Source organism: Roseateles sp. GW821-FHT09H11 (genome assembly GCF_059415845.1).
Genome location: NZ_JBWKOA010000008.1, coordinates 246,209 through 259,510, shown reverse-complemented (window position 1 = coordinate 259,510; position 13,302 = coordinate 246,209). Strand labels below are relative to the sequence as shown.

Sequence of the window (13,302 nt, the reverse complement as noted above, 5' to 3'; positions counted from 1 at the left end):
CCATGGACACGACCTGGCACCCCGGCGAGCAGACGCTGCAGGAACGGATGGGCGTCCGCGCGCGCATGGCCGAGATCGGCCCCCAGGTGGTCCGGGACCACATGCCCGACCAGCACCGCGAGCTGTTCAACAAGCTGCCCACGCTGTTGCTCGGCGCGATCGATGCCGCGGGCCAGCCGTGGGCGACGATGCTGGCGGGCCCACCCGGCTTCGTCGCGACACCGGACGCGCGGACGATGACGGTGGCTGCGGCGCTGGACGGCCAGGATCCCGCGCTCGCCGCGCTGCGGGCGCACGGACCGGGTGCGCCGGTGGGGCTGCTCGGGCTCGAGCCGCACACACGCCGGCGCAACCGCATGAACGGGCGGCTGCTCGCGCTGTCCGGCGAACGCCTGTCGGTCGGCGTCGTGCAAAGCTTCGGCAATTGCCCGAAGTACATCCAGGCGCGTGATCCGCTGGCCTGGGACGATGCGCCGCCCGCGTTGGCGCAGCCGCTGGGCGCGGCGCTCGATGACGGCGCGCTGGCGCTGATCGAGGCCGCGGACACCCTGTTCATCGCGAGCGCGTCGGCGCCGGTGCCCGGCGACGGGCGCGCGGACGGTGTCGACGTCTCGCACCGCGGCGGCCCGCCCGGCTTCATCCGGGCAGAACGTCGACTGGACGGCGGCATCACGCTGTGGATCCCGGAGTTTCCCGGCAACCGCTTCTTCATGACGCTGGGCAACCTGCTGCGCCATCCGCGCGCGGGCTTGCTCGTGCCCGACTACGCGCGCGGCGAGCTGTTGCACCTGACCGCCGAGTCCGACGTCACCTGGACCGACGACAAGCACGGACTGACCCTGCGCGTCACGGCCGGGCTGCGCCGCCCCGGCGCCCTGCCCTGGCGCTGGAACGAAGCGCGTCTCGCGCCCCAATTCACCGCCGAGCCAGGACCGGACCCACGTTAGTCCCCAGTTGGAGAAGCCGGGCGCGACCGGTGCCCCTCGAAGCGAATGCCGAGCATGCGCAGGCGATTGAGCGAAGAGGGGCACCGGTCGCGCCCGGCTTCGATCGCCTGCCACGCGGGCGGCCCTTTCGCGCTCCCCCAATTCGCAACCCGTGAAATCCTGGGGGGTCGGTTCGTGCCTCAATCTCCGGACGCCCCTCGCATTTGCGCGACACTCGACCGCAAACAATTTTGCGGATCAGGAGAGGGCATGCGGTCATGGGTCGATCGACGCTGAGCATCCAGACGCGGCTGGTCGCCGCGCTGAGCCTCAGCGCGACGGTGCTGGTGGGCTTGATCGGCCTGTACTGGGTCGACCGCCACGAGCACGAACTCAACGAGGCGCTGATCGAGCGCCAGCAGCGCATGGCGCAGCTGGTGGCGCGGGGCTTCGCGGAGCCGGTCTGGAACCTGGACAGTGCCGCGCTGTCGGAGCTGCTGGACGCCGTGATGGCGGATCCGGAGGTCCAGTCGATCACGCTGGCGGCGCCGGGGCTGGAGACACTGCAGCGCTCGCGCCAGACGCCGGCGGTACGGCCGCTCTCGCTCGAATTCGAGTTGAGCCACCGCGCCGGCGCGCAAGGCCCGGCGGGCGCGCTGGGCCGCGCGACGCTGGTCTACACGCGTAGCTACATCGACCAGACCCTGGGCGAGACGCGTCGACTGGTGGCCAGCCTGCTGGCGACGGTGCTGCTGGCGATCGGACTGACCAGCTACGTGCTGGTGCGACGGCTGGTGGAGCGCCCGGTCTCCCGCCTGCGCGGACTGGCGCAACGTGTGGCGAGCGGCGAGCTCGGCGCCCACATCGAGCCCGAGCATGCCGACGAGATCGGTGACCTGACCGAGCAGCTCAACGCGATGAGCGCCAAGCTGCTCGACTTCGCCGAAGGGCTGCGCAGCAGCGAGCAGCGCTACCGCAGCCTGTTCGAGAACGCGGCCGAAGGCATCTTCCAGGCCGACGGCCACGGACGGCTGCTGCGCGTGAACAAGGCGCTGGCGCAGATGCTGGGGCTGGGGCGTCCCGAGGACGCGCAAGGCGTGACCCTGCGGCGCATGGTGCGCATCGAACATCACGAGTACCGCCGGCTGGCCCGCGCGCTGGAGCGCCACCGGCTGCTGCAGCAGGTGCCGCTGCTGGTCACGACGCGCGACGGCCGCGACCTGTGGGTCGAACTCAGCCTGCATCTGGTGCTGGACGGCGCACCGCGCATCGAGGGCCTGGTCAGCGACATCACGCTGCGCCGGCTGGCGGAACAGGAACTGACGCAGCATCGCGACCACCTCGAGGAGCTCGTCACCGAGCGCACGGTCGAGCTGTCCCAGTCCAAGCAGCGCGCGGAAGCCGCGAACCAGGCGAAGAGCCGGTTCCTCGCGACGATGAGCCACGAGTTCCGCACGCCGCTGAATGCGATCCTGGGCTTCGCGCAGCTGCTGCAGATGGACAGTTCGCTCAGCCCGGCCCAGCAGCATCGCATCCGACTGATGCGCGAATCGGGCGAACACCTGCTGGTGCTGATCACCGACCTGCTGGACGTCGCCAGCATCGAGGCCGGCAAGCTGACGCTGCAGATGAGCCCGCTCGACCTGCGGGCCCTGCTGGAGATCTGCAGCGAATCGATACGACCGCGCGCGGCCGAGAAGGGCCTGGCCTTCGCCGTGCAGCTGGACCCGCAACTGCCCTCGCGCGTGCGGGCGGACGGGCAGCGCTTGCGGCAGGTGCTGCTGAACCTGCTGTCCAACGCGGTGAAGTTCACCGACCACGGGCGCATCGGCCTCACCGTCGACGTGGTCGCGCAGGGACCCAGCAGCCTGATGCTGCGCTTCACCGTCTCGGACACCGGCATCGGCATGGCGCCGGAGCAGATGGAGCGGCTGTTCCAGCCCTTCGAGCAGGTGGCGGACCAGTCGCGCCGCACCGGCGGCACGGGACTCGGGCTGGCGATCAGCCAGCAGCTCGTGCGGCTCATGGGCGGGGAGATCACCGTCGAAACCTCGCCGGATGAGGGCAGCAAGTTCAGCTTCGCGCTGGAGCTGCCGCTGGCTTCCTGACGCGGCCCTTCGGACTTCGCTTCGCCAGGCGCGGGCACTCCACGGTGCAGGGGGCATCCCTCCGGGAACCCCCAGCACCATTCCGGCCCCAGTGGCGATCGCTGACTTCGGCGTCGTTGGAGGACCGCGGTGTGCGGGCGGCGCGCGGTCGGGAGGTGCGCGGCGGCATACTCCTCCGCCATGACTGCCGTCCTGTTCTACAAACTGCTGGCGATCTTCATCGCCGCGGGCATGGGGTGGTTCGTCGGGCACATGCGCTGGCTGGGCAAGGCCGGCGGCGAGAACGACCCGGCCCGCATCCTCTCGAACATCGCGTTCTATCTCTTCGTCCCCGCGCTGATGTTCCGCACCACCGCGCGCGTGGAGATCTCCGAATTGCCCTGGCTCACCGTGGCCGCATTCTTCGCGCCGGTGGTGCTGATGCTGGTCGCCGTCTACCTGTACGAGCGCAAGCGCCACCCAGACAGCCCCGCCGCCCCCGCCGTGCGCAGCATCACCGCGAGCTTCGGCAACACGCTGCAGGTCGGCGTGCCGCTGGTCGCCGGCGTGTTCGGCGAAAGCGGCCTCGCGGTCCACATCACCGTGGTCAGCTTGCACGCGCTGACGCTGCTGACCATCGCCACCGTCCTCGTCGAGATGGACCTCGCCCGCCACACGCCCCACGGCGCGAGCCTGAAGCGGACCATCCTCACGACGATGCGCAACACCGTCATCCACCCGGTCGTGCTGCCGGTGCTCTGCGGCTTCGCCTGGCACGCCACCGGCATCCCGCTGCCCGCCGTGCTCGACGAGGTGCTGCAGATGCTGGGCAGCGCGGTCGTGCCGCTGTGCCTGGTGCTGATCGGGATGTCGCTGTCCTACTACGGCCTGCCGCGCGGCGCGATGCGCACGCTGCTCGGCCTGGCCGCGCTCAAGCTGCTGGTGCTGCCGGCGCTGGTGCTGGGCATCGCGCACTGGGGCTTCGGGCTGTCGGGCATGCCGCTCGCGGTCATCGTCATGATGGCCGCACTGCCGCCGGGCTCGAACGCGATGATGTTCGCGCAACGCTACCGGACGCTGGAGGCCGAAGCCTCCGGCGCCATCGTGCTGGGCACGCTGCTGTTCGCGGCGACCGCGCCGATCTGGCTGGCGATTCCGGCGTGGCTCGCCACGACGAAGTAGGCGCTTCGAATCGTCGATAGCACGATCTCCGCGTCTCGGAAATGACTGGGATGCGTATGAATTCGGACTCCCGGACCGGACTCAGAATCGTTGGTCTCACATCACACGAGACCTTCAGCAATGACCGCCCGGGAACTCCAGAGTCAGCTCCATCAAGCGCGCCGTCAGATCTCCACCGACGGATACGGCATGTCGCTGGGAGAGATCGCCACCCTCTATCGCTCGAAGGAGCTGGTGATTGATCCGATCTACCAACGCCTGTTCCGATGGGACGAATCGCAGAAGACTCGTTTCGTGGAGTCCGTTTTGCTCGGCCTCGCCGTTCCGCCGATATTCGTCTTTCAGCGCAAGGACGGGACCTGGGAGCTGCTGGACGGTCTGCACCCCGTCATGACAGTCCTGCAATTGACCGGCGACCTACTGGACGAGAAGGGTCGACAGGTTGCTCCCTTTGTCCTTGGTCGCACTAAGCTGTTGCCTGCACTGTCGGGCATGTCCTGGCACGGTGCTGTCGCCGAGGAGGACGAGGAGGACGACCCCGACGACGATGGGGTGGCCTTCAATATCCAGCTGCGACTGGACGTCAGGCGTGCGCGAGTCCACGTGGAAATCCTTCGGCATCAATGCGGAAAGGATGTGGCGCTGGCGCTGTTCGAGCGCTTCAACTCGAATGGAGCGACGTTTTCGCCGGAAGAGCTTCGCCTGGCCATGATGTCGTTACGCGAAGCAAGCCCCCCCGATCTCGACTGACACGTCCGTCCCATTTCGGACAAACTCAACCATTGCTGGTGGCGCCACGATCATGAAGATCCGGACCTCTGCAGAACTGATGACTCATCTGCGATCCGACCTGGCGTGGCGTCTCGCGGAGATTCGGGAGTTGGAGGCCTGCGTCGTCTCGGCCCGAAGCAAACGCGTTGATGTCCACGTCAGGGCTGGCGTGGCAATGCTGTACGCCCACTGGGAAGGCTTCGTGAAGGGTGCGGCGAATGCCTACGTTGCTCACCTTGCCCATCGTGGCGATCGAAATCGCGACCTGAAGGATTGCTTCGTCGCACTCGGCATGAGGGCCTTGCTGGCGCCATTGGGAACAAGTAGCAAGGCGGCCTCCTCCATCGCGGCGGTGTCCTTCATCCGGCGTCAGCAGGATCAGGCGGTGCGTCTTTCGAACGCCACCATCGGTACGAGCTCGAATTTGAACTCAGAGGTGTTCAAGAACATCGCCGAATGGTTGGACATCAATCATCTGCCTTACTCGACTCGATTCTCGACACTGGACGGAGTGTTGCTGGCCAATCGAAATGCGATCGCGCATGGCGAACATCTTTTCATCGATGTCGTTCGCTTTCAGACACTCGTCGAGGAAGTCGTCGAGATGCTTCATTGGTTCAAGACCGATATCGAAAACGCCGTGGCTCAGAAGGCCTTCCTGACCGCCGTACCATCTGGCGTCGCACCATCAACAATCGCCGCGCCCACGGCCAGCGGACGGGAGCCTCCAAGCCATACATGAGACAACCCACTGACACGCACGCCCACGACTTCTCCTTCGTCCGCGGCGACGAAGTCGCGCCGGAGATCCTCCACGCCGCGTTCACCGGCGCGTTCGCCGATTACCTGATCGGTCCGTTCCAGATCCCGTTCGCGCAGTGGCCGATGTTCCTCGCGCGTCAGGGCGTCGACCTGCCGCTGTCGCGCGTCGCGCTCGACGCGGCCGGCGCGCCGCTGGCCTTCGCGTTCGTCGCGCAGCGGCCGGTGTCGAATCGCTGGCGCCTCGCGACCATGGGCGCGCTGCCCGCCGCGCGCGGCACCGGCGCCGCGCCCGCGCTGCTCGATGACTTCATCGCCCGCGCAGCCTCTGCAGGGCTGCGGGCCGTGGAGCTCGAGGTCTTCGCGCAGAACGAGCGAGCGCGACGCCTGTATGAGGGACGCGGCTTCCGCAGGCAACATGACCTGTTCGGCTTCGTGGCCGAGCCCGGCACGATCGCGCCCGCGCCCTCGACCACCGGCGCGCCTCATGCGATCGACATGCCCCATCTGCTGGGCTGGCTGGAAGCCGCCGAGCACCGCATTCCCGACCTGCCGCTGCAGGTGACCGCCGCCACGATCCGGCACGGCATCGACTATCACGGCTGGCAGACCGCCGACAGCCAGATCGTCTTCAGCCTGCCCGACGAGACCGTGATGGTCCACAGCTTCATCGCGCCGCGACCGGACGAAGCCCGCGCGCTGATCCAGGCCATCGCCGCGGTGTATCCGGAACGCCGCCTGCGCGTGCCGCAACTGCAGCGCGAGGACCTTGGCGGTGCCACACTGCGCGCCTTGGGCGCCGTGCCGCAGCCGCTGCATCAACAACTGATGCTGCGCCCGCTGTGACGACGCTCGTTGGACAAGGCCTCGTGTTGACGAGGCCTTGACGTGGCACCGACCGCACGATCGGTTCCAACTCGCCAAACCTTGATCTTTCAGAGTTCCGGCACTTGTGAGGGAGGCCCGCTTTGGTTAGCGTGCCCCGCACCAACATTGAAGGGAAGCGTCCCACCATGCGATTCATGCCCGCGGCACCCGCCGCCATCACCCTGGCCGTCCTGACCGCCCTCGGCGGCGCCACCGCCACGTCGGCGGCCCTGGCGGCTCCGGCCGCGGCCGGCACCAGCGCCGTCACCACCGTCGGCGGCACGCTCAACGTGAAGCTGGAGAAGGTGAAGCTGGCCAACGGCTTCGAGGTGATCCTGGTCGAGGACCACCGCCTGCCGCTGGTGGCCTTCAACCTCTGGGTGCACGCCGGCCCGCGCAACGAGGCCCCGGGCCAGACCGGCTTCGCGCATCTGTTCGAACACCTGATGTTCGCCGGCACCCGCCACATCCCGCGCGGCACGGCCGACAAGATCATCGACGCCGCCGGGGGCACCGATTCCAACGGCTCCACCGACTTCGATCGCACGAACTACTTCTTCACGCTGCCCTCGAACCAGCTCGAACTCGGCCTGTGGCTGAAGTCGGACATGCTGGGCTACATGATCGACGAGGTCGATTCGGTGTCGCTGGCCAACCAGCAGGACGTCGTGCGCAACGAGCGCCGCCAGTCCGTCGAGAACCGCCCCTACGGCATCGTCGAGGAAGCGCTGTACCAGGCGCTGTTCCCGGAGGGCCATCCGTACCGCGCGACGGTGATCGGCTCGCATGCCGACATCCAGTCGATCAAGCTGAACGACGTCAAGGCCTTCGCCCGCAGCTACTACCGCCCGAACAACGCGACCCTGGTGCTGGCCGGCGACTTCGATCCCGCGCAGGCCAGGCAGCTGGTGCAGAAATACTTCGGTCCGCTGAAGGCCGGCGATCCGGTGCCGCCGGTCAACGTCCCGCAGCCGAAGCTGACCGAGGAGAAGCGCGTCGAGGTGACCGACCGTATCGAGCTCCCCCGCCTGGACATCGCCTGGCACACGCCGGCCGTGTTCCAGCCCGGAGACGCGGAGCTGGACCTCGCCTCCCACGTGCTGGGCGGCGGCAAGTCCAGCCGCCTCTACAAGACGCTGGTCTACGACAAGCAGCTGGCGCAGTCGGTGCAGGTGCAGCAGTACTCGCTGTCGCTGGGCTCGGTGTTCTCGGTCGAGGTGATCGCGCGTCCCGGCAAGTCGCTGGACGAGATCCAGAAGATCGTCGACGACGCGGTCGCCGAGCTGTCCGTCAACCCGCCGACGCCCGAAGAGATGGTCCGCGCCCGCGCCGCCATCGAGACCAGCACGCTGGCGCGCCTGGAGAAGGTGCAGGCCCTGGCGGACCAGATCAACTACTACAACCAGCAGGCCGGCGACCCGAACTACATCGGCAAGGACCTGGCGCGTTACCAGGCGATCACGCCGGAGAAGATCCGCGACGTCGTCGCACAGCAGCTGAAGAAGAACGCGCGCGTCGTCGTGCTGGCGACGCCGGGCGAGCAGAAGCTGGCCGCTGAAGTCCCCACCCCGCCGGTGCCCGAGAAGGCCGCCAAGGGCGAGCGCGAGTCGATGAACGCCGACGTCGCCTGGCGCAAGACCCAGCCCAAGGGCGGCAAGGCCAAGGCCTCGGTGCTGCCGGAAGGCAAGCGCCTGACGCTGGCCAACGGGCTGACGCTGATCCACGTGCCGAACCCGGGCCTGCCGCTGGTGAGCGCGACGCTGGTCGTGCGCGCCGGGCAGACCGCCAACCCGACGGATCGCCCGGGCCTGTCGAGCTTCACCGCCGGCATCCTGCAGCAAGGCACGCAGACGCGCACCGCACAGCAGATCGCCGACGAGGCCGCCGCGCTGGGCGCGGCGATCAGCAGCGGCGCGGGTCGCGATGAGGCCCGCATCGAAGCCAGCAGCCTGAAGCGCAACTTCGCGCAGACGCTGGCGCTGATGGCGGACGTCACCCTGCACCCGGCCTTCGACGCCGCCGAGATCGCGCGCATGCAGAACCAGCGCCTGGCCGCGCTGCAGCAGCAGCGCGAGCAGGCGCCGGCCGTGGCGTCGGTCGTCTCCAACCGCGTGATCTACGGCGAAGGCCACCCGCTGGCCAAGGCCGCGATCGGCGACGAGGCCTCGATCAAGGCCACCGACGCCGCCGCGCTGCGTCAGTTCTGGGCGACACACTACCGGCCCGACCAGGCCGCCCTGGTGGTCGCCGGCGACATCTCGGCCGACGAGCTGAAGTCGCTGGCCGAGCGCCTGTTCGGCGGCTGGGCGCGTCCGTCGACGGCCGCCGCGGCCGTCAACGCCGCCGCGCCGCAGCCGGTCGCCGCCCGCGTGATCCTGGTCGACAAGCCGAATGCGCCGCAGACCGCGCTGAGCGTCGTCGCGCCCGGACCGAAGGCCGGCACGCCCGACGCTGAGGACATCAAGGTCATGAACGCCGCGATGGGCGGTCTCTTCACGTCGCGCATCAACACGCAGCTGCGCGAGGTCAAGGGCTACACCTACGGCATCTACTCGGCCTACACGATGAACCGCGACAGCGGCCTGTTCGGCATCCGCGGCAGCGTGCGCACCGACGTCACTGGTCCGGCATTGACCGACATGTTCAAGGAGATCGACGGCATGCGCGCCAAGCCCATGGGCGCCGACGAGCTGAACCGCGTGCGCAACGCGCAGCTGCTGGCCCTGCCGGGGCTGTTCGACACCAACCGCGTCGTGGCGTCGAGCTACGCCAGCGAATGGGCCGTCGGCGCGCCGGCGGACAGCATCACGTCGCTGCCGCGCAAGTACGGCGCCGTGAACGCCAGCAGCGCCTACAAGGCGACGAAGACCTACGTCGATCCGGCCGCGCTGATCGTCGTGGCCGTCGGCGACAAGGCGAAGGTGCTGCCGCAGCTGGAGGCCCTGGGGCGCAAGCCGCTGGAGATCCGCGACCTGCAGGGCGCGCCGGTGGATGTGACCGCGCCGTCGGCGCCGGCCTCGGCCGCGAAGCCGTGATGACAGGCTCCCTCCCGCGCTGACATCGCGCGGACACCAACGACAACGGGCGCCTCGGCGCCCGTTTTCCGTTGTGTCGCTCAGTCGCTCAGCGGCCCGCCGTCCTGCGGGTCATCGCTTCATCGCTTCATCGCTTCATCGCTTCATCGCTTCGGCGGGTCAGCGGGTCAGCGGGTCATCGGGTCATCGGGTCATCGGGTCAGCGGCAGCGCGGCGCCCATCATCGCGAACAGCGTGCCGCAGACGCGGTTGAAGCCGCGGCCGGAGCGCTCCAGCCAAGGGCGCACGCGGTGCGCGAGGCTGGCGATCAGGAATTCGACGATCGCCTCGGTGATGACGAAGGTCGCCGCCAGCCACACGAACTGCACCAGCAGATCGCGCTGAGGATCGATGAACTGCGGCAGGAAGGCGCCGTAGAACAGTAGCACCTTGGGATTCGAGACCGCCGACAGCAGACCTTGCCGGAACAGCACGCGACCGCGTCCCTGCGCCGCGGAAGCGCCCTCGGCCGGACGCAGCTGGATGGCCGGCGAGCGCCACAGCTGGATGCCCAGCCAGATCAGGTAGGCGCCGCCGACGATCTTCAGCACCAGCAGCGCGCTGGCGGTGGTCTGCAGCAGCGCGCCGATGCCCAGCATCGACAAGCCGATCAGCGCGGCGAAGCCGGTCGCGCCGCCCGCGATCGTCCACAGCGTGCGACGGCTGCCGTGCGCCGCGCCATGCGCGAGCACGAGCAGGCTGTTGGGGCCGGGTGTCAGCGACAGGCCGATCACGGCCAGGAAGTAGAGGGTCCAGGTGTGCAGTGCCATGCCGGCGATTGTGCGCCTCAGGACGGCGCCAGGTGGTCGATCGCCGCCTCCACGCGGCCGCGGTCGTGCGTGCTCAGTCCGCGCGCCGCCTGCCGGTACTGCGTCAGCACGTCCGGATCCGCCGGCAGGTGTTCCGCCAGCGCGATCAACAGCTCGGCGCGGTCGAAACCGGCGCTCATGCTGCCCGTGGCCCGCAACACCTGCAGCGCGATCTCGCGATCGACCTGGGCCTCGTCCATCAGCGCGGTCAGCGCCGAGCGGCGGTCGAAGTCGCCCGAAAAGCCCCGCACCGCGTCGACATAGGCCGCGGCGTACGGCGCCGCATTCCCGCGCATCTGATGGGCCGCCGCCTCCAGCACGGTGCGCCGGTCGAAGTCGCCGCCGATCATGCCGCTCGCGGCGATCGCCGTGCGCAGGCGATCCGGCGTGGCCTCGTGGTCCTCGTCGATCAGCGCGACGATGGCCGCGCGCTTGTCGAAGTCGCCGCCGAAGCCGCGCACCGCCTGCTGCCAGGCGGTCATCACGGCACCGTCGTTGACGAGCTGCGGGGACATCGCCACCAGCACCTCGCGGCGGTCGAAGTCGCCCTTGAGCGTCGGGACCAGTTCCAGCAGCTCGCGCTGCAGACCCGGCGCCAGCGCCCGATGCTGGATCAGAGCGATGAACGCGGTGCGGCGCTGGAAGTCGTCCTTCATCCGGCCGGCCAGCGCGATCAGTTGCGACAGGGTCTCGTCGCTCTGCGGCCCGCTCTCGAGCAGCGCCTCGATGCGGGTGCGGCGCGCCATCGCGTCCTGCGCCTTGCCGATGTCGGCGAGCGCCGCCTCGGTCCCGCCCTGGCGCAGCAGGCGCTCCACGCGCGGTCCGCTGCCCTGGACGCTTTCCGCGATCAGGCCGATCTGCCCGGCGATCCAGGCTTGCGCCGGTGCATCGATCGGCTTCGTGTCGCCATTGATCCAGAAGCGCCGCACCTGTCCGCCCTTGCCGTCGGCGGCGATCTCGACGCGGCGCGTCACGCCGTCGGCGCGCTCCATGATCGAGAGCTTGTCGTCGAGCGAGACGACGTCGGTCTCGTCGCCGTTGAATTCCAGTTCGCCCGAGTAGTTCACGCGACGTTCGACGCCATCGGCGATCACGACCTGCCGCGTGACCTTCATGCCGCTGAACGCCGACGAGAACGCGCCGCTGACCCCGCTCAGGTCGACGTTGAGCCGCGGCGCCTTGCCGATGACCAGCATCGGCACGGCCAGCGCCACGGCGCACAGGCCGCCGGCGATCAGCACGCGGACGAGACGGCGGCGGGTGGGCGTGGTGCCGGCCAGCGGCGTGCCCTCCAGCAGCGCGTCCATGCGCGTCATCAACGGGGACCGGGCGGCGGCCATCGCGCTGGCCAGCACCGGCATCGGCCGGGCGCCGCGTCGTCCGTCGGTCGCAGCGGTCGCGGCGGCCAGGTCCCGGGCGCAGACATAGAGGCCCTCGGCCAACGGCATCGCGCCGGCTTCGGCCGCGGCCCAGGCATCGCAGGCCAGCTCGGCGAGCAGGTCCAGCCGACGCATCGCCAGCCGGTTCATCGGCTGCAGCCAGCCGAGCTGCGACACCAGCCGGGCCGCCAGGCGCCAGGCCAGATCGCGGCGGCGCAGGTGCGCGATCTCGTGCGCGAGGACCGCGACACGCTGCTGGCCATCGAGCGTGCGCATCAGGCGTGCGGGCAGGCAGATCTGCCCGCCCGGCGCGACCAGCGGACTGGCCCAGTGCGGGCTCACGCGCAGCGTCGGCGCGCGCACGCCGGCAATGCCGGCGAGTTCCGCGGCGGCCTGCTGTAGTTCCGGGTCGTCACAGACCGGCAGCGCGCGGACCTGCCGGCGCAGTCCCAACCAGCGGATCAGCGTCAGCCCGAGACCGAGCAGCGCGACCAGCGGCCAGGCCAGCAGCAGGGCAGCGAGACCCTCGCGCAGGAGCTCTCGGCGACGGGCCATCGCGTCATCGCCGATGTCGACGACGTGATCTGCGACGGCGCGGTCGGCGACGACCGACAGGGACTCGGTCGAACGCTCGACCGGTGTTGGGAGAGGCCCTGGCGCGGGCGACGGAGCGGACGTCGACTCGTTCCCGCCGCTCGTGGACAGCGCGGCATCCAGGACGGGAGCGGCTCGCTCGCCCTGTTCATGCGCCGGCGCCCAGACCTCCGGCAATGCGACGCGCGTGACCTGCGTCAGCGGCTGCACGCTCGCCGTCAGCACCGCGCCGAAGAAGGCCGCGCGCCAGAACGCCTCGCGCCACGCGGGATGCTTCAGCCAGCCCGCGCGTTCCAGCGCCCAGACGCCGCCCAGCAGCACCGTGCTGTGCAGCAGGTAGTTCAACAGCCAGCCGGACAGGGCTTCAATCATGGCGGCCTCCCTTGCTCTTCAGCAGCGCGCGCATCCTGGCGAGGTCATCGTCGCCGAGTTCGCCTTCGGAGACCAGATGGCTCAACAGCGCCTCGGGCTTGCCGCCGAAGAGCGTGCTCAACAGCCCCGACACCATCGAACGCTGCACCTCCGGCTCGCTGACCGCGGCGCGGTAGACCAGCGCGCGACCGTCGCGCTCGCTGGCGATCAGTCCGCGCTTCTCCAGCCGCGACAGCAGCGTCGCCACCGTCGTGTGCGCCAGCGGGCGTTGCTGCTCGCGCAGCGCCTCCGCCACCTCGGCGTTGCTGGCCTGCCCTCGCGTCCACAGCACGCGCATCAGCGCCAGCTGCAGCTCGCTGAGCGACACGTCGCCCTTGCCGTCGTCGTTGATCGACTCGTCCATCGCCGGATCCCGTATTTCTACAACTGTCGTACTACAACTGTAGAAGATCGAGCCGACCTGCCGCAAGGTCCGGGCTCCT

General features: G+C 69.3%; 10 protein-coding genes. 7 read left to right on the top strand and 3 right to left on the bottom strand.

Going from position 1 to position 13,302, the window contains the following annotated elements:
• Positions 1 to 2 precede the first annotated feature (2 nt).
• The 7 genes from AC07PR_RS25315 to AC07PR_RS25285 all read left to right on the top strand — a co-directional run bounded on the left by AC07PR_RS25315 (position 3) and on the right by AC07PR_RS25285 (position 9,627).
• A complete protein-coding gene (locus AC07PR_RS25315) occupies positions 3 to 947 on the top strand; it encodes a flavin-nucleotide-binding protein (RefSeq protein WP_495136939.1) in 945 nt (314 codons plus the stop codon).
• A 257-nt stretch (positions 948 to 1,204) separates the two neighbouring features.
• Positions 1,205 to 3,034: an ATP-binding protein gene (locus tag AC07PR_RS25310; protein ID WP_377159471.1), complete on the top strand. Its 1,830-nt coding sequence runs from the start codon at positions 1,205 to 1,207 to the stop codon at positions 3,032 to 3,034.
• A 180-nt stretch (positions 3,035 to 3,214) separates the two neighbouring features.
• Complete coding sequence (locus AC07PR_RS25305; protein ID WP_495136938.1) at positions 3,215 to 4,195, top strand: AEC family transporter; 981 nt, start codon at positions 3,215 to 3,217, stop codon at positions 4,193 to 4,195.
• Positions 4,196 to 4,315: 120 nt separating this feature from the next.
• Positions 4,316 to 4,945, top strand: a complete 630-nt coding sequence (locus tag AC07PR_RS25300; protein WP_495136937.1) for a DUF262 domain-containing protein — start codon at positions 4,316 to 4,318, stop codon at positions 4,943 to 4,945.
• Between the two features lie 52 nt (positions 4,946 to 4,997).
• Positions 4,998 to 5,708, top strand: a complete 711-nt coding sequence (locus AC07PR_RS25295; RefSeq protein WP_495136936.1) for an MAE_28990/MAE_18760 family HEPN-like nuclease — start codon at positions 4,998 to 5,000, stop codon at positions 5,706 to 5,708.
• Positions 5,705 to 6,571 carry a GNAT family N-acetyltransferase gene (locus AC07PR_RS25290; protein ID WP_495136935.1) on the top strand — a complete coding sequence of 289 codons (867 nt, stop codon included), beginning with the start codon at positions 5,705 to 5,707 and terminating at the stop codon, positions 6,569 to 6,571. Before AC07PR_RS25295 ends, AC07PR_RS25290 begins: the two co-directional genes overlap by 4 nt.
• Before the next feature lie 167 nt (positions 6,572 to 6,738).
• A complete protein-coding gene (locus AC07PR_RS25285; protein ID WP_495136934.1) occupies positions 6,739 to 9,627 on the top strand; it encodes a M16 family metallopeptidase in 2,889 nt (962 codons plus the stop codon).
• A gap of 191 nt (positions 9,628 to 9,818) precedes the next feature.
• Here AC07PR_RS25285 and AC07PR_RS25280 read toward each other — a convergent pair whose 3' ends face one another.
• The 3 genes from AC07PR_RS25280 to AC07PR_RS25270 are packed head-to-tail and all read right to left on the bottom strand — an operon-like array spanning position 9,819 to position 13,223.
• Positions 9,819 to 10,436 (bottom strand): LysE family translocator, encoded by a 618-nt coding sequence (locus AC07PR_RS25280; RefSeq protein WP_495136933.1) that lies wholly within the window; start codon positions 10,434 to 10,436, stop codon positions 9,819 to 9,821.
• 17 nt (positions 10,437 to 10,453) lie between these two features.
• Positions 10,454 to 12,820, bottom strand: coding sequence for a M56 family metallopeptidase (locus AC07PR_RS25275; protein WP_495136932.1), 2,367 nt, complete (start codon positions 12,818 to 12,820; stop codon positions 10,454 to 10,456).
• Entirely contained in the window at positions 12,813 to 13,223 is a 411-nt protein-coding gene (locus tag AC07PR_RS25270) for a BlaI/MecI/CopY family transcriptional regulator (protein WP_377159459.1), read from the bottom strand. The genes AC07PR_RS25275 and AC07PR_RS25270 overlap by 8 nt, the downstream gene beginning before the upstream one ends.
• Between the last annotated feature and the right edge of the window lie 79 nt (positions 13,224 to 13,302).

What these genes read in the sequence shown, in the direction of transcription:
- AC07PR_RS25315 (WP_495136939.1), top strand. Translation starts at nt 3, where the DNA reads ATGGACACGACCTGGCACCCCGGCGAGCAGACGCTGCAGGAACGGATG.
- AC07PR_RS25310 (WP_377159471.1), top strand. Translation starts at nt 1,205, where the DNA reads ATGGGTCGATCGACGCTGAGCATCCAGACGCGGCTGGTCGCCGCGCTG.
- AC07PR_RS25305 (WP_495136938.1), top strand. Translation starts at nt 3,215, where the DNA reads ATGACTGCCGTCCTGTTCTACAAACTGCTGGCGATCTTCATCGCCGCG.
- AC07PR_RS25300 (WP_495136937.1), top strand. Translation starts at nt 4,316, where the DNA reads ATGACCGCCCGGGAACTCCAGAGTCAGCTCCATCAAGCGCGCCGTCAG.
- AC07PR_RS25295 (WP_495136936.1), top strand. Translation starts at nt 4,998, where the DNA reads ATGAAGATCCGGACCTCTGCAGAACTGATGACTCATCTGCGATCCGAC.
- AC07PR_RS25290 (WP_495136935.1), top strand. Translation starts at nt 5,705, where the DNA reads ATGAGACAACCCACTGACACGCACGCCCACGACTTCTCCTTCGTCCGC.
- AC07PR_RS25285 (WP_495136934.1), top strand. Translation starts at nt 6,739, where the DNA reads ATGCGATTCATGCCCGCGGCACCCGCCGCCATCACCCTGGCCGTCCTG.
- AC07PR_RS25280 (WP_495136933.1), bottom strand. Translation starts at nt 10,436, where the DNA reads ATGGCACTGCACACCTGGACCCTCTACTTCCTGGCCGTGATCGGCCTG.
- AC07PR_RS25275 (WP_495136932.1), bottom strand. Translation starts at nt 12,820, where the DNA reads ATGATTGAAGCCCTGTCCGGCTGGCTGTTGAACTACCTGCTGCACAGC.
- AC07PR_RS25270 (WP_377159459.1), bottom strand. Translation starts at nt 13,223, where the DNA reads ATGGACGAGTCGATCAACGACGACGGCAAGGGCGACGTGTCGCTCAGC.